Source organism: Mesorhizobium sp. LNHC221B00 (assembly GCF_000502935.1).
Lineage (GTDB): Bacteria > Pseudomonadota > Alphaproteobacteria > Rhizobiales > Rhizobiaceae > Mesorhizobium > Mesorhizobium opportunistum.
In genome coordinates, this window is record NZ_AYWR01000009.1 from 13,010 (window position 1) to 33,225 (window position 20,216).

The following is a 20,216-nucleotide window of genomic DNA, read 5'->3' on the forward strand; positions in this document are numbered from 1 at the left end:
CTAGATCACCAAGCGTCACGATTTGGTCGGAATCAACCATCAAACGCAGACACGAAGACGTTACCAGGGAAGAGAAAGATGCCTCGAAGCAAGCAAGACGCCAACCGCGCCAAGCAACCGGCGCTGGCCAGCCACTATCGCGCAATCGGTCCGGCCGCGATCGTCGCCGCCCTTCTTCACACCGCTAAAAAGAAGAAGCCTGCGCAGAAGATCGTATCGCCCCGCGCGGCCTGAAACGATGCGCGGCCGGCGCAACCGCCGGCCATCACGGTGCGAACAGGCGCCTTGGAAATGAAGCCCTCGTCGGGCTTGGCTAGAACAGCGTCATCTGACCGTCGTCCGCGCCAGGTTTCTGGCGCCTGACCTTCTCGAGCTCCGGTCCGATCTCGCCCCTCTCCTGAATTTCCGGTCCGGTGTTGGCGACCTTGTTGACGAGGTCGGACACGGGAATCGCTTCGAAGAAATCAGCCTGCGCCGGCCGCAGCAGGTCGGCGACATCGCGCGGCTCGAGCGTGCGGCAATCCAGCCAGCGGGCGAAATCCCCGGGATCGACGACCACCGGCATCCGGTCGTGGATATGGGCGATGTCGCCATTGGCATTGACGGTCAGGATCGCGCCGGTATCCATTTCCGAGCCGCCCGGCTCGGCATAGGTTTCGATCAGGCCGGCAAAGGCCACCAACCCGCCATGCCGGGGCCGTATCCAGTAGGGTTGCCCCTTCTTGCCGCCGGTTTGCCGCCACTCGTAGAAGCCGGATGCCGGCACCAAAGCGCGGCGATGGCGCATGGCCGCCTTGAACGAGGCCTTCTCGATCGCGCCTTCCGAGCGGGCGTTGAACAGCAGCGGGAACTCCCTGGTGTCCTTGACCCAGGTGGGAATTAGGCCCCAGCGCACCAGCATCGACTGGCGGTCCGGCAGGTTGGAGCCTGGCGCCCGCGGCACCCCGGAGATCGCCATCAGCACTGGCTGCGTCGGCGCGATATTGTAGCGCGCCGGAAATTCCTCCAGCTCAGCCAAGCCCAGAAAGGCGGCGGTCTGGTCCGGCGTGGCGGTCAAGGCAAAGCGTCCGCACATGATCGATCGTGTCTCTTGAATGAATGGTTCCGCAAGAAAGTGGCGATGGAACAGCCGCACTGCAACCGCTAAAGCTGTCCGGCACTGGCCGTCCACAGCGGGCTGCGGCGATCGAACGGTTGGGAGCCATGAACGAACAACGAAAGATACTGCCGGCAGTCTCGGTCGCGGTGGTGCGTGGTGACACCGTGCTCTTGGTCAAGCGCGCAAGGCCGCCTTCGCAGGGGCTCTACGCCTTTCCGGGCGGCAAGGTCGAAGCCGGCGAGACACTGGAGGATGCCGCGAAGCGCGAGTTGCTGGAAGAAACTGGTTTGCACGCCGCCGGTTTTCGCCCGCTTCGGGAAATCCATATCGACGGCAGGGATGAGAGCCATCCGGTCGACTACCGCCTCACGGTCTTCGGCGCCGCCTATGCCGGCGGCGAGGCGGTGGCCAGCGACGACGCCGAGACAGCCGCGTTCTATACGCTCAGCGAGATGGCGGCGTTGCCGCTCGCCGGTTCGGTGTTCGCGGTGGCACAAGATCTGCTGGGGCGACCCGACGGTTCCCCTGCAAGCCGCTGAAATCCGCAACCGTCCCGCTGGAAACGCCTTGCAGGCGACAAATTGTTTGGCCAGATAGACATATGAGCCGCACCTCCCTTCTCGTCGTTTTGTGCCTTGCCGCCAGCACGGGCCTAGCGGTGCGGCCGGCATCGAGCGCGGAGGCGCCGTTCGAGCCTGGCTTGATGCGGCTGGCCGAGGTTTTGGGATCGCTGCATTTCCTGCGCAATCTGTGTGGCGAGAAGGGCGACCAATGGCGCGTCGAGATGGAAAAACTGCTCGATTCGGAAAATCCGGATGCCGAGCGGCGCGCCCGCTTCATCGCCAGCTTCAACCGCGGCTACCGCTCTTTCGGCGGCACCTATACGCAATGCACCGCCTCAGCCACCGAAGCCATCAGCCGTTACATGAAGGAAGGCGAGACGCTGACGCGCGACATTGCCTCGCGCTACGGCAACTAGGGCAATTCCAGGAAAAGTGTGACGCGGTCCTCCCGGGATAACGGCGAAGCTCTCCAGGCGTCCGTCAACAGATATCCGGGCAGTTGAGAGTGGCAGCGCACATATCCGGCTTGTGCCAGCCAGTGTCTTGGTGCAATCCTGATGTTGCACTTCTGCAACAGCGTTAATCAAACGTTAGCGCACAAATGTGGAATTAACTCAAACTGAAGGTTTTCGCCCCGCAGGCCGGCCTAATCGGCTAAGTTTGATCCGAGTTGAATGCAGCTTCGCCAGGCGCAGCCGCCCCTTTGTAAAGCACGATCAAAAAAATGTCGTATTTACAAATACTTACTTAGGGCTGCGTGTAAACGAAACAGATCAAGCCTGATTCACACGGATGGATCGCCGCTTGAAAGGGTGGACATCGCTATGGAACATGGTGTCAACGACATCGACGCGCTGGTCAGGGAAGAAAAGCGCCTGACCGCGGTGGAGAGCCACAGCGAAGCTTGGGCGGAAGGCCTTTCGGCCGGCATCGAGCCCGAGATCATTGCCGAGGCGGCACTTGAGACCGCATTCGGTGAAATGTTGCGCGCCAACGGCGAGACATCGGCCCTTGCCCTGCTCGACCGCATGCGCGAGAAGGTGATTGCTGGCGCCTTCGAACCCGAGCGGCTGCGGCACTGAACCGATATCAGGTTCTTTGACCATCAAGTGCCGTTCGGGCATCATGCCCGGAAGCAGGGAGATACGGGCAGTGAATTTTTCGATGTCAGGCAAGCCGAAGGGCTTGGTCCTTTACATCCGTCTCGCTGCTTGCTGTGCCGCGTTTACCCTGGTGGCTTGCTTGGACAGCAGCCCTGCCCATGCGTTGAGCCAGATCCAGCGCGAAGAGCTTCCCTCCCCTGTGACGCCGCCGACGGATAGCGACAGTTCGGCGCCCGGAAGTACAGTCCCGATGCCGGATCCCGTGGGGACGCCTTCGACCAGCCAGCCGGCTGCTCCGGACGCGGCGGAACCCGACCGCCCATCGGATGGCAGCAGCAATAGGCCGCGCGTCGACCCCGAAGCGCCCCTGCCGGAGGTGGTCTATGACCTCGCCAAGCTGCCCGAGCCCGTGCGGCGCATGCACGACCTGATTATCGAGGCTTGCAGGACCGGCGACATCGAAAGGCTCAGGCCGTTGATCGGCACGGGCGACAGCATGACCCAACTGTCGCTGGCCGACATCGACGGCGACGCCATCGCCTTCCTCAAGGGGCTCTCCGGCGACCCGGACGGCCAGGAAATCCTGGCCATTCTGGAAGAAGTGCTCAGTGCCGGCTATGTCCATGTCGACGCCGGGACGCCGCAGGAACTCTATGTCTGGCCATATTTCTTCGCGCTGCCGCTCGACAAGCTCGACGCCAAGCAGCGGGTCGAGCTGTTCAAGATCGTCACCGCCGGCGATTTCGACGACATGAAGCAGTTCGGCGCCTACATCTTCTACCGCGTCGGCATCACGCCCGCCGGGCAGTGGACCTTCTTCGTCGCCGGGGATTGAGCGGGCTTACCCTCCCCAGGGAACGGTCGCCATGGACAGCTGGGCAGGTATGGCGCCGCCACTAAGCGGGCCTTCGGTCCAAGCCTATGCCGACAGCGCCTCGGAAAACTCGACCGGCCTGCCCTGGCTTGGCGTGACGATTTCGCCTTCCCACATGATGCGGCGACCGCGAATGACTGTGCCTACTGGCCAGCCGGTGACCTGCTTGCCGTCATAGGGTGTCCAGCCCGCCTTCGAGCCGGCCTGCGCGTTGGTGATCGTTTCGCGCCGCTTCATATCGACGATGGTGAAGTCGGCGTCATAGCCGGCGGCGATGCGGCCTTTTCCAGCCATGCCGAAGATGCGCTGCGGGCCGTGGCTGGACAGGTCGACGAAGCGCTGCAAGGTCAGCCGGCCGGCATTGACGTGGTCGAGCATGACCGGCACCAGCGTCTGTACGCCAGTCATGCCCGAGGGCGAAGCTGGATAGGTTTTTGCCTTTTCGGCCAATGTGTGGGGCGCATGGTCGGAGCCGAGCACGTCGACGATGCCTTGCGCGATGCCATGCCAGATGCCGTCGCGGTGGCGTGCGGCACGCACCGGCGGGTTCATCTGGATCAGCGTGCCGAGCCGCGCATAGTCGTCGGCGCTCAGCGTCAGATGGTGCGGCGTCGCCTCGCAGGTCGCGACATCCTTGTGCTGTTCGAGGAACAGGATCTCCTCGGCGGTCGAAATGTGCAGGACATGGATGCGGGCGCGAACGCTGCGCGCAACGCGCACCAGCCGTTCGGTGCAGCGCAAGGCGGCGATCTCGTCACGCCAGACCGGATGCGATGACGGGTCGCCCTCGATGCGTTCGCTAAGGCGCTCGCGCAGCCGGAACTCATCCTCCGAGTGAAAGGCCGCACGGCGGCGGGTATTCCGCAGGATCGAGGCGACGCCTTCATCATCCTCGACCAGCAGATCGCCGGTTGACGATCCCATGAAGACCTTTATGCCCGCCGCACCGGGCAACCGCTCAAGTTCGCCAACATCCTTGGCGTTCTCGCGTGTACCGCCGACCCAGAACGCAAAATCGCAATGCATGCGGCCACTGCCGCGCCGAACCTTGTCGGCAAGCGTTGCCTCGCTGGTGGTCAACGGATTGGTGTTGGGCATCTCGAACACGGCTGTGACGCCGCCGAGCACCGCTGCCCGCGAGCCGGTTTCCAGATCCTCCTTGTGCTCCAGTCCAGGCTCGCGAAAATGCACCTGGCTGTCGACGACGCCCGGCAGGATATGCAAGCCGCGGCAGTCGATCGTCTCGCCGGCCGAGGCTTGACCGAGATCGCCTATCGCGGCGATCCGCCCGCCCTTCACGCCGACGTCGCGAAGTCCCTCGCCATCATGGTTGACCACGGTGCCGCCTGTCAGGATGAGGTCGTAGGTCATGGTCATGCTCTCTTGCGGGGGGAGTGCCAGCGGCTTACGTAATGGCCAACCGTTTTGCAAGATCAGGCTTTTATTCGCCCCATGCCCTTTACCCTTCTGAAAGACCGCGCGCTGATTTCCGTCTCGGGTCCGGATGCCGAGCACTTCCTGCAGAACATCCTCACCACCGACCTCGATGCGCTGGGTGAAAGCGAGGCAAGACCGGGCGCGCTGTTGACGCCGCAAGGCAAGATCCTGTTCGACTTCCTGATCTCGCGTGCTGGTGAAAACGCCTTCCGGCTCGAATGCCGTGCCGATATCTCGGATGATTTCGTTCGCCGGCTGATGCTCTACAAGCTTCGCGCCAAGGTCGAGATTGCCAAGTCGGAGCAGGCACTTGTCTCTGTTGCATGGGGAAACGAGTCAATCGCCTCACGAAGTGATTCAACGGCGGTTGCCGACAGGCGCTTTGATGACGAGAGCGTCACGCGCTCCTATGCCGGCGCTGCGCAAGCCGATGATGGCGCCGCATGGCAGGCCTTCCGCATCGCCCACGGCATTGCCGAAAGCGGGGCTGACTATGCGCTCGGCGATGCTTTCCCGCACGACGTGCTGCTCGACGAAACAGGCGGCGTCGGCTTCAGCAAGGGCTGCTATGTCGGCCAGGAAGTCGTCTCGCGCATGCAGCATCGCGGCACGGCCAGGCGGCGTGTGTTGATTGTCCAGTCCGAGCTTCCCCTGCCCGCCGCGGGCACCGAGCTGACCGTCGAGGGACGGCCGGTCGGCGCGCTCGGCTCGAGTGCTGGCACGACCGGGCTTGCCATCGCGCGCATCGACAGGGTCAAGGCGGCGCTGGACGCCGGCCGGCCGATCCTGGCGGGCGACGTGCCGGTGACGCTCACCATTCCCGCCTGGGCCAAATTCAGTTTCCCGCAGGAAACCGTCAGCGCGGAGGAAGCCTGATGGCGGCGGACCGCACCGGCGCGCCGCCACGCGCCTGGCAGCGCATGCTGTCCGGCCGCCGGCTTGACCTGCTCGACCCATCGCCGCTCGACATCGAGGTTTCGGACATTGCGCATGGGCTCGCCCGCGTTGCCCGATGGAACGGCCAGACCAGCGGCGATCATGCCTTTTCGGTCGCCCAGCATTCGCTGCTGGTGGAGGCGCTGTTCAACGAACTGATGCCCACGGCTTCGGCCGACGACCGGCTGGCGGCGCTGCTGCACGATGCGCCCGAATATGTCATCGGCGACATGATCTCGCCGTTCAAGTCGGTGATGGGCGGCAGCTACAAGGACTGCGAATTGCGCTTGCAGCGCGCCATCCATCTGCGCTTCTCGCTGCCTCCCGACCTGGCGGCGGCGTTGCGCAAGGAAATCAAGCGCGCCGACCAGATCGCCGCCTATTTCGAGGCAACACTGCTCGCCGGCTTCTCGACCGCCGAGGCAACGGAGTTCTTCGGCCGCCCGCGCGGTTTTTCCGCCGAACGTTTCGATTTCGCACCGCGTTCGGTGACCTGGGCACAGAATGCCTTCCTGAAGCGGTTTTCGGCGATCGAGAAATCGCGGCAGCAGGCCCCGACACCCGCGATAGGGTAGAAAACGCTAAATTAACCGGAAGCGTCAACAGTGTGATGTTCGATCACGCACCGCAGGCGCGCCCCATGCCCGTCGTGGACGTCAAGGATGGTTCGATCGTCCCGGAACGGGCGGCCGAAGGCATGGAACGCTCACGCCGCATGGAAGACGAACTGCGCGAACAGAACGAACGCTTTTCGGCTGCTGTCGAGAACATGTCGCATGGCCTTTGCATGTTCGACGCCGACGAGCGCATGATCATCTGCAACGGCAACTACATCGACATCTTCTGCCTCGACGCCAAGGTGGTGCGGCCCGGCATCCGTTTCATCGACATCCTGCGGCACAGCGTCGACATCGGCATCGCGTCGCAAAGCGCCAATGAACTCTACGCCATCCGCAAGCCCTATATCGACCAGGCGAAACCCTCGACCTACGAGGAGGCGCTGGCGGACGGCCGCATCATCCGCATCTCGCACCGCCCGCTGGCCTTGGGCGGCTGGGTCTCGATCTATGAGGACATCACCGAACAGCGGCGCGCCGAGCAGGATCTGAAGGAGCAGCATCGCCGCTTCGACGCCGCGCTCGCCAACATGTCGCAAGGCCTGCTGATGTACGACGCCGACGGCAAGATGATCGTGCGCAACGAGCGTTTTCTGGAGCTTTACAAGGTCAAGGCAGCGGATTTCCCGCTTGGGACAACGCATCGCGACGCGCTCGAACGGTTGCTTGAACTCGGCATCTATACGCAGATCGACGTCGACAGCGAAGTTGCCAAGACCGAAGCCTGCCGGCGGGCGGGAAAAATCCATTCGGCCTATCGGCATCTTACCGACGGCAGGACAATCCTGGTCACACGCCGGCCAATGAGCGGCGGCGGCTGGGTGGCGACTTTCGACGACGTCACCGAGCGCCGCCGCACCGAAGAGCGCATGACCCATCTTGCGCATCACGACATGCTGACCGGGCTGCCCAACCGCTCGATGTTTCGCGAACGGCTCGACCTCGCCCTGGAAGACGCGGCGGCCGCACGGTTGGCGATCTTCTCGCTCGATCTCGACCGCTTCAAGGCGATCAACGACAGCTGGGGGCACCCGGCCGGCGATTGGCTGTTGAAATGCGTCGCCGAGAGGCTGCAGCGTTGCCTGCGCAATGAGACAGACATTGTCGCCCGCTTCGGCGGCGACGAGTTCGTTGTCATGCAGTTCAATTTCAAGGGCATCGCCGATGCCGAGAAACTGGCGAAGCGCATCATCGAAGCGGTCGCAAAGCCGTTTCGCGACAAGAGCCGGGACATGCATGTCGGCATCAGCCTGGGCATCGCCGTTTTCCCCGACGACGGCAGGGACGCCGATGCGCTGTTGAAAAACGCCGATACGGCACTCTATCGGGCGAAGAGCGAAGGACGAAACCTCTATCGCTTCTTCGAACCCAAGATGGACGCCATGGTGCAGACCCGCCGGGCGCTTGAAGTCGACCTCGAGACAGCGTTGCCGCGTCAGGAATTCGATCTCGATTTCCAGCCCATCATGAACATCGCCTCCGGCGAGATCACCGGCGCCGAGGCCTTGATGCGCTGGCATTCCCCGGTGCGGGGGACTGTCGCGCCGGACCAATTCATTCCGGTCGCCGAAGACATCGGACTGATCGTGCCGCTCGGCGAGTGGGCGCTGAGGAAGGCCTGCGCGGCGGCGGCCGGCTGGCCACCAGGCCTGCGTATAGCGGTCAATGTCTCGGCCGTGCAGCTCAGAAGCGACGGATTTGCCCGCAGCGTCATCTCGGCACTGGCTTTTTCTGGGGTGCCGGCCGGGCAGCTGGAACTGGAAATCACTGAAACCGTGCTGATGGACGAGAGCAAAGCCGTCTTGAAGGCGCTGCGGCAATTGCGTGACCTCGGCATTCGCATCGCGCTGGATGATTTCGGCACCGGCTATTCCTCGCTCGGCTACCTCAGGCGGTTCCCGGTCGACAAGATCAAGATCGACCGTTCGTTCATCCGCGACATCGGCAATCGCGACACGGCGGCGATCGTTCGCACCATTATCGGGCTCGGTACGGAGCTTGGCATCGTCGTCACAGCCGAGGGCGTCGAGACGGAGGTGCAACTCGACATGCTGCGCGACAATGGCTGCACGGAGGCGCAGGGTTATCTGATCGGCGTCCCGTCGAAGGCGGCGGACATCCAGCGCCTGTTGAAATCGCGTGCGCCGCGCAGCCAGACCGGCTGAGACAGGCTGCTCAACGCAGTGTCTCGACGTATTTCTCGTGGAAGCTGACATAGCCGGGTTCGACCACCTTGAGATGCCGCTCGATCAGCGCGTGAAACCGCGGCAGCTGATGAAACGGCACGCCGGGATAGGCATGATGCTCGGCATGAAAGGGCATGTTCCAGGCGAGCTTGCGCACCACCCAGTTGGTCAGTGTCGTCCTGGTGTTCTCCAGCATGTTGGCGACGAAGGGACAGCGGCCATGCTCGGCCAGCAAGTAGAGGCGCAGGAATGGCTGTCCGAGCAAAGCGGGAACGATCCAGACATAGAGAAGCACGGAGAGCCGGAAATAGACGGCGAGCAGAATGACCACGGCATAGATGGCAATCATCGCCCGGGCTTCAGCGCGCACCTTGGGGCGGCCCTTCGGCGGCACATAGCTGTCCTGGCCGCGTCCAATGGCATTGGCGTAGAGCGTCTTGAAATGGCCCCACCACACCGGAATGCCGGAAACATGCACGAGGTACTGCCGCAGCGTCTCCGGTTTCGGGGACGCCAGTTCCGGGTCGTTGTCCGGATCCTGTGTGAAGCGGTGATGGGCGAAATGGAAGTAGCGGAACCAGTCGGCCGGCAGCGCGATCGCCAAGCTGCACACCCGCGCCACCGCATCGTTCAGCCTTTGCGTCTCAAACGCCGTGCGATGAACCGTCTCATGAAGGAGCGTGAACAGGAACACGATCAGGATGCCTTGCGGCAGCATCAGCAGCGGCCAGAATGGCACCTTGGCCGCAATCAGCGCTCCAATGACCGCGATCGCGCCCCAATGAGCGCCAAGCTGAACGAGACCCGCGGCATCGGACTTGGCGGTCAGACGATTGCGCTCTTCCGGGGTCAATGACGCGATGATGTCGCGGTGGTCCATTGGCTTCGATCCTGGCTTGGGATTTGATGACACCCACTGTAGCCGATGAAAAAACTTTCCAAAAATGATGATTTCTGCGATTTAGATAAGGTGAACTTATCTATCTGGTGATCATGGTTACATCTCCATCGCTGAAAGGACTGCAGGCTTTCGAGGCCGCGGCGCGCACAGGCAGCTTTGCCGCGGCGGCGGAAGAGCTTTCGGTTTCGCCTGCCGCGGTCAGCCAGCTCGTCCGCTCGGTCGAAGAACAGATGGACCGCAAGCTGTTCCATCGCGTCAACCGCCGCGTCGTCCTCACCGAGGCGGGCGTGGAAATGCTGCCACGGCTAACCATGGCCTTCCAGGAAATCGGCAGCGTCGCGCGCGAACTGGGCGGCGACGTCTTCCGCCCGCGCCTGGTGGTGTCGGTCCCGCCATCCATGGCCATGGGTTGGCTTTCGCAGCGCCTGGCCGGCTTCGTCGCAAGCCATGGCGCCGCCGATGTTTCGCTCCGGGGCGATGACGATCCGGTGCCGTTCGATCGCGAGCTGATCGATATCAGGCTGTCTTACGGCCCGCATTATCGCGAGCACCCGACCGAGGACATCGTCCGTGACGCGGTTTATCCCGTTTGCGCGCCAAAGCTTGCCAGCATGGTCAAGGCAGATGGCGGACCGCTCGCCGGGCTGCCGCTGATCCACACGGACTGGGGGCCGACCGGCGCGTCTTTTCCGTCCTGGGGCAACTGGTTCGACGCGGCCGGCATCCAGCCCGACCGGGCAGCGCAGCGCGGCCTTTCGGCCAACTCGTCACGCGCGGCGCTCGACCTTGCCATTTCGGGATTGGGAGTGGCGCTGGCGCAAGGGGTCTATTGCGCCGAGGCTCTGGAGGACGGCAGGCTGGTCCGGCCCGCCGCCAGGGCGATCGCGCTGCGCCAGCCCTATTGCCTGACGATCCCGGAAAGAAGCGGCCGGCGCGACGTCGTGGCGGCGTTCCGCGATTGGCTGATCCGTGAATGCCAGCGCGCAGTGGGTTCGCCGGCATTCCGTTGACACAGCAGGCGGCGAGACGATCAGAGGTGCCCGCTCAATGCTTGCGTCATATCCTTGCTGGTTGCCACGGGAACGATCTCGAACTCGACCAGATCCGCCCATTCGATGACCCAACGTTGCAGCAGTGTGACGTCATCGGCTTCGACCAGCAGGAAGCAGCGGCTCATATCCGCCGCGATCCAGCTGTGGTGCACGACAAGCTCATCCGGCTTCAGGCGGCCCCGATCGCGAAAACGGCAGTAGATCTCCTTGCGGTCGCAACCGGTGAAATCCTCGATCACGATGAACTGCATGTTTCTCCTCGGTTGAATTACCGACCTGGCCGGTCGAGCCGCTCTAGGAACCACTGCGTCAGCCGTACCCAGACCTCATCCTTCTCGCCGGAATCCTCCCAGCCATGGTCGAGGTTGGGATTGTCGTTGACCTCGATGACGAAGACGCCATCCTTGGTCTCCTTGAGGTCGACGCCGTAGAGGCCGTCGCCGATGCAGCGCGCCGCCTTGACCGCGGTCTCGACGACATGGGGCGGCGTCTCCTTCAGCGTGAAGGTCTTGATGCCACCCTGGTCGGGCTTGCCATTGGCCTTGTGGTTGACGATCTGCCAGTGCTTCTTGGCCATCAGGTAATGGACCGCAAATAGAGGCTGGCCGCCGAGCACGCCGACACGCCAGTCATATTCGGTCGGGATGAATTTCTGCGCGATCAGAAGATCGGAATCCTCCAGCCACTCGGTCGCGAGCCGCGTCAGCTCCTCGAGGTTGGCGCATTTCTTGACGCCGCGCGAGAAGGAGGAGTCCGGGATCTTCAGAACCAACGGAAAGCCCAGCGTCTGCGCGGCGAGTTCGAGATCCGAGGTGCCGGCGATCATCACCGTGGGAGGCACCGGCACCTTGTTGTAGGCCATCAACTCGTTGAGATAGACCTTGTTAGTGCAGCGGATCATCGACAGCGGATCGTCGATGACCGGCATGCCCTCCTGCTGGGCGCGGCGGGCGAAACGATAGGTGTGATTGGAAATCGAGGTGGTCTCGCGGATAAACAGCGCATCGTAGTTGGCGAGCTTGGCGAGATCCTTCCTGGTGATGGGCTCGATTTCGACACCCATCTTTTCGGCGATCTTGGCCCAATAGCGCAGCGACGAGATTTCCGACGGCGGCAGTTCCTCATGCGGATCGACAAGCGTGGCGAAGGTGTAGCGCGCCGGCGTGCGGCCCTTGGTGTCGCGCCACTCGCGGTTGGTGTAGGTCTCCAGGCACTGGATGAAGCTTTTTTCCTCGTCCTCGGTCATGCGCGCCAGGGGATGGAAGCCGATCTTGCGGATCGAGGCCCATTCGGCGCTGTCCTTGATGTGAACCTCCAGCGCCGGTGCCCTGAACCAGTCGAACAACAGCTTGGCGAAACGGTCCCAAACTTTCGACGGCCCGATGCCGAAGAAGATGCACACCTTAGCCGGAAAGACGCCGCCGAGGTCCTTGCGGCATTTGTTGAGCGCCAATTCCAGTTCCGGCAGCGCATGTTCGTAGAGTTTGCGCTCGGACAGGTCGATCATGGTCTCGACGGTCGGGATGACCTTGTGACCGCGCGAGCCCGCCAGCAGCGAGGCATAGTAGCCGCGGCTCTGGTAGCCGTAGTTGTTCGACAGGTTGATGACCTTGGGCCGCTGGCCGCGGAACAGCGAGGGATGCGCGAGATACTCGCGATTGGTGATGATCTTATGCGGTGTCGCCACCTGGTCGAGATCGCTCNAGATCGCTCTGCCTGCCGGTAAGAATGACCCAGGTCATTATCTCTTTCCCAAAGTGATGGCGGCACGCAGTCCGTCGCGGCCGAACTGCGCCATGTTCATGAAGATGCTGTAAGGCACGGGAATGTTGGCGGCATCAAGGATGGTTTCCTGCCTTTCATCCTCGACCCAGGGATCGTGGATCAGGATATGGTCGCCATCGTCGCCGATGGCCAGTACCCAGTGAGGCACCTTCTTGCCGAACATCAGGAAGCCGCTGATCAGCACCAGCACTAGCTTTCCCCCAGCGATCGCGGTTCTGATATCGTCGATGGTGAACGGACGGTAATTCACCGGGATGCCGTAAAGTTCCGCGCGGCGGCGAAAGTCGACCTGGGCCAGCTCCATCACCCGGCGCTTGTCCTCGCTGCGCACCGACTGCAGGAACAGCGCGCCGTAGAAGGAAACGAAAATCTCCGCCGCGAGTCCGCTTTCGTAACCCGAGACCGCCAGGCCGAACGGCTCGCAGCCGCCAGGTCCAGACATCATGAAGACGGTCGTCGCCTCGCGCCAGAGGCGGATTTCCATCACCGGGTCCGGCACGAAGCCTTGGTCGAAATTGGCCATGGCCATCATCAGGCAGCACGGACCGCAGGTGAACTCGCAGGTCTGCTGATAGAACGGCACCTTGGTGGCGACCGGGAGATCGCCGCGCAGTGTCTTTTCATAACGAAGCGCGGTCTCGCCGTCGGAGTAGTAGCCCGGCTCGCGGCCGATCTTGCGATAGCCGGCCTGTTCGTAGATGCGGATGGCCCGGCCGTTGTCCTCACGCACTTCGAGGCGCAGCATCATGCGGTCGTGCTCGAAGGCTGCCTCCTCGGCCGCCGACAGCAGCTGGCGGCCGACACCGAGTCCCCCGAAAAACGGGCCGACAGCTATGGAATAGAGCCGCGCGACCCCGCTGCCCTTGCGAAACAGCACGATCGAATAGCCGGCGACGCGGCCATCGATTTCGGCGACCAGCGTCTCGGCGGTCTCACGCTCGATGAACTGGCGAAAGGAGCGTCGGGAGATGCGGTCGCTCGAGAACACAGCTTTCTCGATGGCGGCGAGATCATCGACGTCGGACGCGCGGGCCGTGCGGATCTCGGCAGGCATGCGGCTTGAGGAAACCTCGATTGCGTTGCGGAAACGGCCCCGGTCAAAAGCGTCGCGAACACCGGCCGAAGCGCCGGTATTCATCAAGCGCTATCGCTCCTTGATTAGGGCCGAATTGTGACAGTTTCGGTGACGGCAGCGAAGCCGGCAAGCTTTGCGCAAGGTCGCCGTTTGAAGCCTGCCCGTTGCGGAAGATCACAGCCCGCTCAGCTCGCGAGACCAGCCAAAAGCTGGCCATACGCATTTTTGGCCACGACCGCCAATTGCTCGCGCGGCAGCGAGCCGACGACGGCGCAGCCATAGCCCTTGTCCAGCCAATAGACGGCCTGCGGCCCGTCCTGCGCCGCAGCATAGGTGCCCTTGGCGTTCTCCGTCGATTCCGCGGTGACGAAGAGCGATATGCGCTCACCCTTGTCGTCCTCGTAGAGCAGCATCGCGGCCTTGCTTTCGCCGGCCGGCAGCAGCCGGCCGCCGATCAGTTGAAAACCGTTGGCTGTCAGGTCCGGGGCGACCAGCCTCAAGCCGACCCGATTGGACAGCCAGGTCTGCAAATGATCCTTGTCGCTGGCAGGCACTTCCACGGCATGCCGCTTCTCGGCGGCGAAGATGACATGGGCGGCGATCGCCTGTTCGGCGAGCCTGTCTTCAGCCGGATCCTCCTGCCCGATGCCGTCGATGCCGGCAAAGTAGCCGCCAAATCCGCCCGCGGCCAGAAGCACGGCCGCGGCAGCAGCAAGCCACCAGCGCGAGCGTGGCGCGGCGACCCTGAGCGGTGCCTCGCCGAGCACCACCTTGCGCAAACGCAGGGGTACAGCCTCATCCAGCACGCCGCCAAAGGCGGCGCGCAATGCCTCCCGGTCGGCGGTGAAGCGGACGCTCCTGGCCTTCATCTCGGGATTGGCTTCGAGCCAGGCATCGTAGGCGGCACGCTCGTCGGCCGGCAGCTCGCCGTCGAGCGCCATGTGGATGTCACGTTCGGAAAAATCGCGGCGGATCATTTCTCGACGATCCTTATCGTGCGGCGGCGCGCCGTATCATCCAGCAACCCGCGCAATTCCTCACGCCCACGCGCGATGCGTGACATCAACGTGCCGGCGGGCACGCCCAGGATGTTGGCGGCTTCGGCATAGGAAAAGCCCTCGATCGCGACCATGACAAGCGCGGCGCGACGATCGGGGCTGATCGCCTGCAAAGCATTGATGATCTCGCGCGAGGCGATGCCCTCCAACTGTTCGGCCGGCTGGGCAACCGCCTCGCCCGCTTCCAGCGGCAGCATCGCCGCCTCGCCACGGCGGTTCACCTTGCGCATCTGGTCGATGAACAAATGATGCATGATCGTAAACAGCCACCTCCTGGGGCTCTCTCCCGTCTGCCAGTTCTCGAGCCGCAGCAGTGCGCGTTCGAGGCAGTCCTGGACGAGGTCGTCGGCAGAATCGCGGTCGCGCAAAAGCGAGCGTGCGTAGCGGCGCAGGCGCGGTATTTCGCCAAGGATTGCTGCCTTCTTTTCGTCCATGACCGCTGGTTTCTGAGGTCGCCTTTGTTGATCTCGATTGAACGCGCCTTCCCGGCGCGGCGCAAGCGGCCAGCGCGAAGCGGTCCGCCGCCCCGGTCACCCAAGCAATGAGATAACGAGCCCGTCGGGCGATTTATTCCCGGCAATCAACAAGAAAGCCGAATTATCCCAAATCGGTAAACGGGAAATCATTGCCCTTGTAGAGCAGCGGAACATTGAGGCTTTTGGCACAAGCGTAGGCGAAACAGTCGCCGAAATTCAGTTGGGCCTGATGGCCGACAGCCTTGCCATAGCGCGCACTTGCATCAATGGCCTGGGAGCCAATGTCTTCGCCGATGACCACATTTTCCGCGCCAATTTCCACAATGAAACGATCGATCAGATCGCGGGCCCTGAGAAGGGCTTCAGTATCCGGCCTGTGGGAGCCCGCGGCTGCGCGCGCCACTGCCTGCGTCGCCTCGAAACGCACCAGCGCAGATACGTAGAGCGGGCCGGCAAAACCGGAAAGCCGCTTGACCAGTTCCTCCCACCCAGGTTCCCAATTGAGAATTCCGACGATCACCGATGCGTCGACGAACATCAGTCTTCCCACATCTCGTCGGTGAATTTCTTCATGTCGAAATCGGGGTTGGGCAGGCCAAGCTTCCTGGCCTCGGCTTGCAACCTCGCAATCCGATCGCGAAGCGGCACCGTGGCGCGATTGCGCTCAAGTTCGTGTACCAACGCGATCCGAACCGCCTCCGTTTTGCTCGAGGCATTGGTCTCGCGCTGCAATTTGGTTGCCAGCGCATCCACCTCATCGTCACGGATGTAGAGCGGCATGGAATATCCTCCAATGGATATTCATATATTCTACCTTGCATATTCCTTCAAGACGCTACGCTTCCCTCCTTCGCCGCCCGCGTCAAAAGTCGCTGGTAAAACAGACCGATGCCGATCAGCACGGCACCAAGCCCGATAAAGGACAGCGCCCTGAGCACGCCCTCCAGTTCGGACATGTCGAAGAGGAAGACCTTCAGCACTGCGACAGCGATCAGCCCGGCGGAGGCAATGCGCAGCACCTGCGACTTCAGCCAGACGCCGGCGGTGAGCAGCGCCACGCCGATGACCAGCCAGAGCGCCGAATAGGTGTAGGTTTCCAATTGGCCAAGCCCGCTCCACAAGCCGATGAACTCGCCCTTGAACAGGCGCCTCACCGACAGCGTGGCATAGGCAAAGGCAAGCAGCGCCGCCACCAGCGCCAACATCTGAGCATACCATTTCGGCCGCTTGTCCCTGGCGTAGAGCGCCAGCCCGCCGGCGGCGACCGCCGGCAGGAGATAGGCGAGGAACAACAGGTTGAACACCGGGATCCGGCCTGTCGATTCGTCCGTGAATAGCGGATTCAGCACCACGAAATGCCTGACAACGATGAAGGCGACCGAGACCACGCCGACGGCCATCGAACCATAGCGCAGCACCGAACTTGGCGAGCGCATGTCGATGGCGACCAGGATGGCGCCGGCGCCGATGGCGATCAGCGTGTAGATCGCCTGTTCGGCGAGCGTCATGGCACCCGTGTCGATCACGCCGCCATGCATGGCGTGACGCACCAGCATGGCAACGGCTAACAGCGCAAACAGCGCCGCGGCCGCTTCCATGGCGAGGCGCGGCCGGCCATCGGTGGTGCGGGCGAGTTGCCAGGCGGCGAAGCCGAAGGCCAGCGCCGGTATCCCGTAACCCGGCAGCAGCCAGTTGAACACCGGTGTGGTGGAGAGCAATTCAGCGCCGACGATTGTCGGATCGAAGGCGACGCGGCCGAGCACCGCGATCACGGCGCCGACAGAAATCCAGCCGAGCGCCGGATAAGAACGCCAGCGTGTCGCCAGCGCCGGTATGATGGCCGCGGCACCCAGCAATATAGTGGTCCAGCCCGAGCCGAAAGCCATGTGCAGCATCAGGAGGCCGGCGATTGCCGCGCCGCCCAAGGCAAATGATACAGCCATTCCACCCTTGAGCGGCGGCGCTTCGGCCCTTGCGATCCACTCGCCGCCGGCGGCGAAAATCACCACCAGCAGTGCCGCGATGGCGGCGTAAACAAAGTCGCGGTCGAGATTGCCGAAGGTGAACCAGAGCCCCAGCAGGATGACCAGCGGCACGATGACGGCCCATGCCGCCCAGGAGGCGGACCGCGGCCAGGAGGAGGCCGCGAACTTCCGGGCTGCCCAGAGACCGGCGCCAATGAAGACCAGGCCCAGCGCGATGCCGATGCGCCATGTCAGCGCGTTGGAGGTTGCAAGCGGCAGCCCATCGACACCAAGAGCGCCGCCCGAAAAATCGAAAGCGATCGAGGTCGGCGGTATGATGCCGAGATAGATCAGCACCGTCGCCAATCCGGCGGCGAAAAGCAGGGGCAGCGCCAGCGGTCGATAGAGCGCGACGGCCACCATCACGGCAAGCAGCACTGCCGCCGACAACGCATCGCCGGCGGCGGCGAAGACCGGGTCGACCGACAGGCCCAGCGCCGAGAATGCGACGAACAGCCCAGGCACGATCGACGGCCAGTCGAAAACCCTGGCCGGTCCGGTCTCGTCGCCACGACGGCCGAGCCAGACAAAAGCGAGCACAGCGAGCGTGGCCGCGTTGATAAACAGGATGGCGGAGAGGTTCGCCCCCGGTGCGTCGGTCATGTAGAGGATGGTCCAGATGCCGGTGCCGAAAAAGGCCGCCGCCATCAGCAGCTTCCAATCTCGGATGCGGGCGATGACGCCGGTGGCGGCAAGCACGATGGCCAGATAGCCGAACAGCGCCCAGGGATTGGGCGCCTGCGAGGCGATCAGCACCGGCGTCGCCATGGCGCCGACAAGGCCGATGCCCGCCAGCGCCTGGCCGTGGACGAGAGCGGCCGCGATGGTCGCCACGCCGATGGCGCCGAGCAGCGTGAAGGCAAGCGCTGGCCCGATGAAACCGTAAATGCCATGGGCGGCGTAGACGGTGCCGAACAGGATGAAGGCACCCGCCGCTGTCAGGATTGCCGGAATGTAGGCGCCCGCGGCGCCTTGCACGGGCATCTTGAAGCCGGTGCGGCGGATGAACTCGCCGCCCGCAACCAGCACCAGCCCGAGCACCGCAGCCATGATGAGCCGCACGCCGGGACCGAAAATACCAGCCTCGATGGTGTAGCGGATCAGGAACAACCCGCCCAGCGCCAGCGCGATGCCGCCCACCCAGACCGCCCAGCGGGTGCCGAGCGCCGTTTCGACATCGGATTGGCGGGCGGCTTTCGGCGTTGTGGCAGGTTCGGTGGGCTCCGTTGCCTTCGGCTCGCCCGTGGTCCATGGCCCGGACATGATCTCGCCGGACGGAGCTTCTGCTTCCGTAGCCGGTGCCGGTGCGGCGGTCGGCTCGCTCACTGCTGCTGGAGCCAGATCGGCCGCTGCCGCCGGCACCGGTGCCGCGTCCTCCTTGCCATCGGTGGCCGCCGGTTCGGACGGCTTGACCACTGATGGCACGGCGCCTGAAAGCACAAGGCTGCGCAACGCACCAAGTTCGCGCTCGATCAGGCCGATGCGGCCTTGCTGGCGCGAAATGATGACGAACAAGGCGATGATGGCGACAAGGCCGATCAGGCTCTCAAACATGGCGGTTCCCCCAAACCAGGCCAGTTTTCACTGACGTTTCGTCTCACTGACATTCAAATACGGCGGCTAGGCGACGGCTGGACAGCTGGAAAACTCAACGCGACGCCAGATTGGCGGCTGGAAATATGGAACATGTCTCGGTGCCGAAAGCTAGCAGCTTGCCGCCAGCGTCCTTCAACGTCGCTTCCGAAACGGCAAGCGTTCGGTCTTTGTGGACAACCTTGCCTTCGCAGACCACCTCGCCGGTCCTGGGCGTGATCGGCCGTGTCAAATTGACCTTGAATTCCGCGGTCGTATAGGCCTCGCCCTTTTCGAGCAGTGTCTGCACGGCGCAGGCCAAAGCCGAATCGAGAAGCGTCGCCGCCCAGCCGCCATGCACGCTGCCGAGCGGATTGAGGTGACGCTCGCTCGGCATGCCATGAAAGACAGCGCGCCCTTCCGAGACTTCGGTGAGGGTGAAATTCAGCAGAAAGGAAATCGGCGGCGCCGGATATTTGCCATCGACGATGCGCTGCAGCAATTCCAGGCCGGTGTACTCCAGGATGTCGGCATGCGGGATGGTGCCCAAGCCGAGCGGCGAGACGCGGCCCGGATAGAGTTCAATCTCGCTCATGTGATGATTTCTCTGGCGGCATTCTCTCCGGCAATAGTCTTGCGCGCTGCATGATGCTTGCGCAGTGCGGCAAGAAAGCCGGTGCGGGCATCGGGCTGCTCGATGGCGCGCGGCTCATAGACGTGGCGGGTGAAAAAGAAGCCGGTGAGCCGGAAGGCGTCCTCGACAGCTCCGGGATCCGCGCGCAGGCCGGAACCGCGCTGCAGGAAGGCCGGCAGCGCCAGCATCTTGTCGCGCCACGGCAAGCCTGCTTCACGCGACACGGCGCGCCCCGACTTCGGCGAGACATAGGCGAGGTCCTGTTGCGTGCCGGTGGCGGCGCAGCGGCTGAGATCGAGGCCGAAGCCGAGTTCATCGAGGATCAGAAGCTCGAAGCGTGCCACCAGTTCACCTGCGGCATCGGCGTTGTCGAGATGGACGATCATCACCGAAAGCGCCTCATAAAGGCCGCCATGGGCGTCGCGCTCCGGCAGCAGACGCAGATGTGCCACCATGGTCTGCAATCCGTAGACGGCGACGGCGCTGTCCATCAGCCGGGCGGCATTCATCTCGATCGGCTCGGCCTGGAAGGTGCCGAGATGCTCGTCAAGACGTGCCCGCCACAAGAGATCGACGCGATTGCCTGGCTGCAGGACAGGCTGCTGCTTGCGCGAACGGCCGCCGCGAACGAGACCGAGATGGCGGCCATGCGTGCGCGTCATCACCTCGAGAATGGCGCTGGTTTCGCCATGCTTGCGGGTGCCGAGAATGATTCCCTCGTCGCGCCATTCCATTTCTAGAGCTTTTCACCGATCGGGTGGCGAAATCAAGGTATGGGCCTGGCACCAGGACCGACTCTCGCAACAAGGCATAAAAAACCGCCC

21 protein-coding genes and 1 pseudogene are annotated in these 20,216 nt (G+C 63.3%); 9 read left to right on the forward strand and 13 right to left on the reverse strand.

The window, feature by feature from the left end; all coding sequences use genetic code 11:
* Positions 1-78 precede the first annotated feature (78 nt).
* Complete coding sequence (locus X741_RS1000000168300; protein WP_013896350.1) at positions 79-234, forward strand: hypothetical protein; 156 nt, start codon at positions 79-81, stop codon at positions 232-234.
* A 79-nt stretch (positions 235-313) separates the two neighbouring features.
* Here X741_RS1000000168300 and X741_RS153345 read toward each other — a convergent pair whose 3' ends face one another.
* On the reverse strand, positions 314-1,075 hold the full coding sequence (locus tag X741_RS153345; RefSeq protein ID WP_023777856.1) for an SOS response-associated peptidase: 762 nt from the start codon (positions 1,073-1,075) through the stop codon (positions 314-316).
* Positions 1,076-1,203: 128 nt separating this feature from the next.
* Between X741_RS153345 and X741_RS153340 the strand changes: the two genes are divergently transcribed.
* The 4 genes from X741_RS153340 (at position 1,204) to X741_RS153325 (ending at position 3,600) form a co-directional block, all read left to right on the forward strand.
* Positions 1,204-1,638 carry an NUDIX hydrolase gene (locus tag X741_RS153340; protein WP_023777857.1) on the forward strand — a complete coding sequence of 145 codons (435 nt, stop codon included), beginning with the start codon at positions 1,204-1,206 and terminating at the stop codon, positions 1,636-1,638.
* A gap of 62 nt (positions 1,639-1,700) precedes the next feature.
* On the forward strand, positions 1,701-2,078 hold the full coding sequence (locus tag X741_RS153335) for a TIGR02301 family protein (RefSeq protein WP_023768459.1): 378 nt from the start codon (positions 1,701-1,703) through the stop codon (positions 2,076-2,078).
* A gap of 408 nt (positions 2,079-2,486) precedes the next feature.
* Positions 2,487-2,744 (forward strand): hypothetical protein, encoded by a 258-nt coding sequence (locus X741_RS153330; protein WP_008874920.1) that lies wholly within the window; start codon positions 2,487-2,489, stop codon positions 2,742-2,744.
* Between the two features lie 70 nt (positions 2,745-2,814).
* Positions 2,815-3,600: a hypothetical protein gene (locus tag X741_RS153325; RefSeq protein WP_023777858.1), complete on the forward strand. Its 786-nt coding sequence runs from the start codon at positions 2,815-2,817 to the stop codon at positions 3,598-3,600.
* 84 nt (positions 3,601-3,684) lie between these two features.
* On the opposite strand, the gene X741_RS153320 is transcribed toward X741_RS153325, so the two are convergent.
* Positions 3,685-5,016: a dihydroorotase gene (locus tag X741_RS153320; RefSeq protein ID WP_023777859.1), complete on the reverse strand. Its 1,332-nt coding sequence runs from the start codon at positions 5,014-5,016 to the stop codon at positions 3,685-3,687.
* Between the two features lie 75 nt (positions 5,017-5,091).
* On the opposite strand from X741_RS153320, the gene X741_RS153315 reads away from it, so the two are divergent.
* The 3 genes from X741_RS153315 (at position 5,092) to X741_RS153305 (ending at position 8,794) form a co-directional block, all read left to right on the forward strand.
* Entirely contained in the window at positions 5,092-5,952 is an 861-nt protein-coding gene (locus X741_RS153315) for a folate-binding protein YgfZ (RefSeq protein ID WP_023777860.1), read from the forward strand.
* Positions 5,952-6,587 (forward strand): HD family hydrolase, encoded by a 636-nt coding sequence (locus tag X741_RS153310; protein ID WP_023777861.1) that lies wholly within the window; start codon positions 5,952-5,954, stop codon positions 6,585-6,587. The genes X741_RS153315 and X741_RS153310 overlap by 1 nt, the downstream gene beginning before the upstream one ends.
* Before the next feature lie 65 nt (positions 6,588-6,652).
* Positions 6,653-8,794, forward strand: a complete 2,142-nt coding sequence (locus tag X741_RS153305) for an EAL domain-containing protein (RefSeq protein WP_023777862.1) — start codon at positions 6,653-6,655, stop codon at positions 8,792-8,794.
* A 10-nt stretch (positions 8,795-8,804) separates the two neighbouring features.
* On the opposite strand, the gene X741_RS153300 is transcribed toward X741_RS153305, so the two are convergent.
* Positions 8,805-9,695 carry a fatty acid desaturase family protein gene (locus X741_RS153300; protein ID WP_023777863.1) on the reverse strand — a complete coding sequence of 297 codons (891 nt, stop codon included), beginning with the start codon at positions 9,693-9,695 and terminating at the stop codon, positions 8,805-8,807.
* Positions 9,696-9,808: 113 nt separating this feature from the next.
* Here X741_RS153300 and X741_RS153295 point away from each other — a divergent pair, with 113 nt between their 5' ends.
* Positions 9,809-10,726, forward strand: a complete 918-nt coding sequence (locus X741_RS153295; RefSeq protein WP_023777864.1) for a LysR substrate-binding domain-containing protein — start codon at positions 9,809-9,811, stop codon at positions 10,724-10,726.
* 20 nt (positions 10,727-10,746) lie between these two features.
* Here X741_RS153295 and X741_RS153290 read toward each other — a convergent pair whose 3' ends face one another.
* The 10 genes and pseudogenes from X741_RS153290 to recO form a co-directional block, all read right to left on the reverse strand.
* The gene (locus X741_RS153290; protein ID WP_023777865.1) at positions 10,747-11,019 is read right to left on the reverse strand and encodes a DUF3303 family protein; all 273 of its coding nucleotides are present in this window, start codon (positions 11,017-11,019) and stop codon (positions 10,747-10,749) included.
* 17 nt (positions 11,020-11,036) lie between these two features.
* Positions 11,037-12,510 (reverse strand): annotated as a pseudogene (locus X741_RS01000000166510) (RimK family protein).
* A complete protein-coding gene (locus X741_RS153285; RefSeq protein ID WP_023777866.1) occupies positions 12,510-13,607 on the reverse strand; it encodes a GNAT family N-acetyltransferase/peptidase C39 family protein in 1,098 nt (365 codons plus the stop codon). Before X741_RS153285 ends, X741_RS01000000166510 begins: the two are co-directional and overlap by 1 nt.
* 206 nt (positions 13,608-13,813) lie before the next feature.
* Positions 13,814-14,605 (reverse strand): anti-sigma factor, encoded by a 792-nt coding sequence (locus tag X741_RS153280; RefSeq protein WP_023768470.1) that lies wholly within the window; start codon positions 14,603-14,605, stop codon positions 13,814-13,816.
* Positions 14,602-15,120 carry an RNA polymerase sigma factor gene (locus tag X741_RS153275; protein WP_013896365.1) on the reverse strand — a complete coding sequence of 173 codons (519 nt, stop codon included), beginning with the start codon at positions 15,118-15,120 and terminating at the stop codon, positions 14,602-14,604. The genes X741_RS153280 and X741_RS153275 overlap by 4 nt, the downstream gene beginning before the upstream one ends.
* 163 nt (positions 15,121-15,283) lie before the next feature.
* On the reverse strand, positions 15,284-15,700 hold the full coding sequence (locus X741_RS153270) for a type II toxin-antitoxin system VapC family toxin (RefSeq protein ID WP_023777867.1): 417 nt from the start codon (positions 15,698-15,700) through the stop codon (positions 15,284-15,286).
* The gene (locus X741_RS153265) at positions 15,700-15,942 is read right to left on the reverse strand and encodes a type II toxin-antitoxin system VapB family antitoxin (protein ID WP_023777868.1); all 243 of its coding nucleotides are present in this window, start codon (positions 15,940-15,942) and stop codon (positions 15,700-15,702) included. Before X741_RS153265 ends, X741_RS153270 begins: the two co-directional genes overlap by 1 nt.
* Positions 15,943-15,989: 47 nt before the next feature.
* On the reverse strand, positions 15,990-18,740 hold the full coding sequence (locus X741_RS153260; protein ID WP_023777869.1) for a DUF2339 domain-containing protein: 2,751 nt from the start codon (positions 18,738-18,740) through the stop codon (positions 15,990-15,992).
* Between the two features lie 94 nt (positions 18,741-18,834).
* Entirely contained in the window at positions 18,835-19,353 is a 519-nt protein-coding gene (locus X741_RS153255; RefSeq protein WP_023777870.1) for a PaaI family thioesterase, read from the reverse strand.
* A complete protein-coding gene (gene recO, locus X741_RS153250; RefSeq protein WP_023777871.1) occupies positions 19,350-20,126 on the reverse strand; it encodes a DNA repair protein RecO in 777 nt (258 codons plus the stop codon). Before recO ends, X741_RS153255 begins: the two co-directional genes overlap by 4 nt.
* Positions 20,127-20,216: the final 90 nt, after the last annotated feature.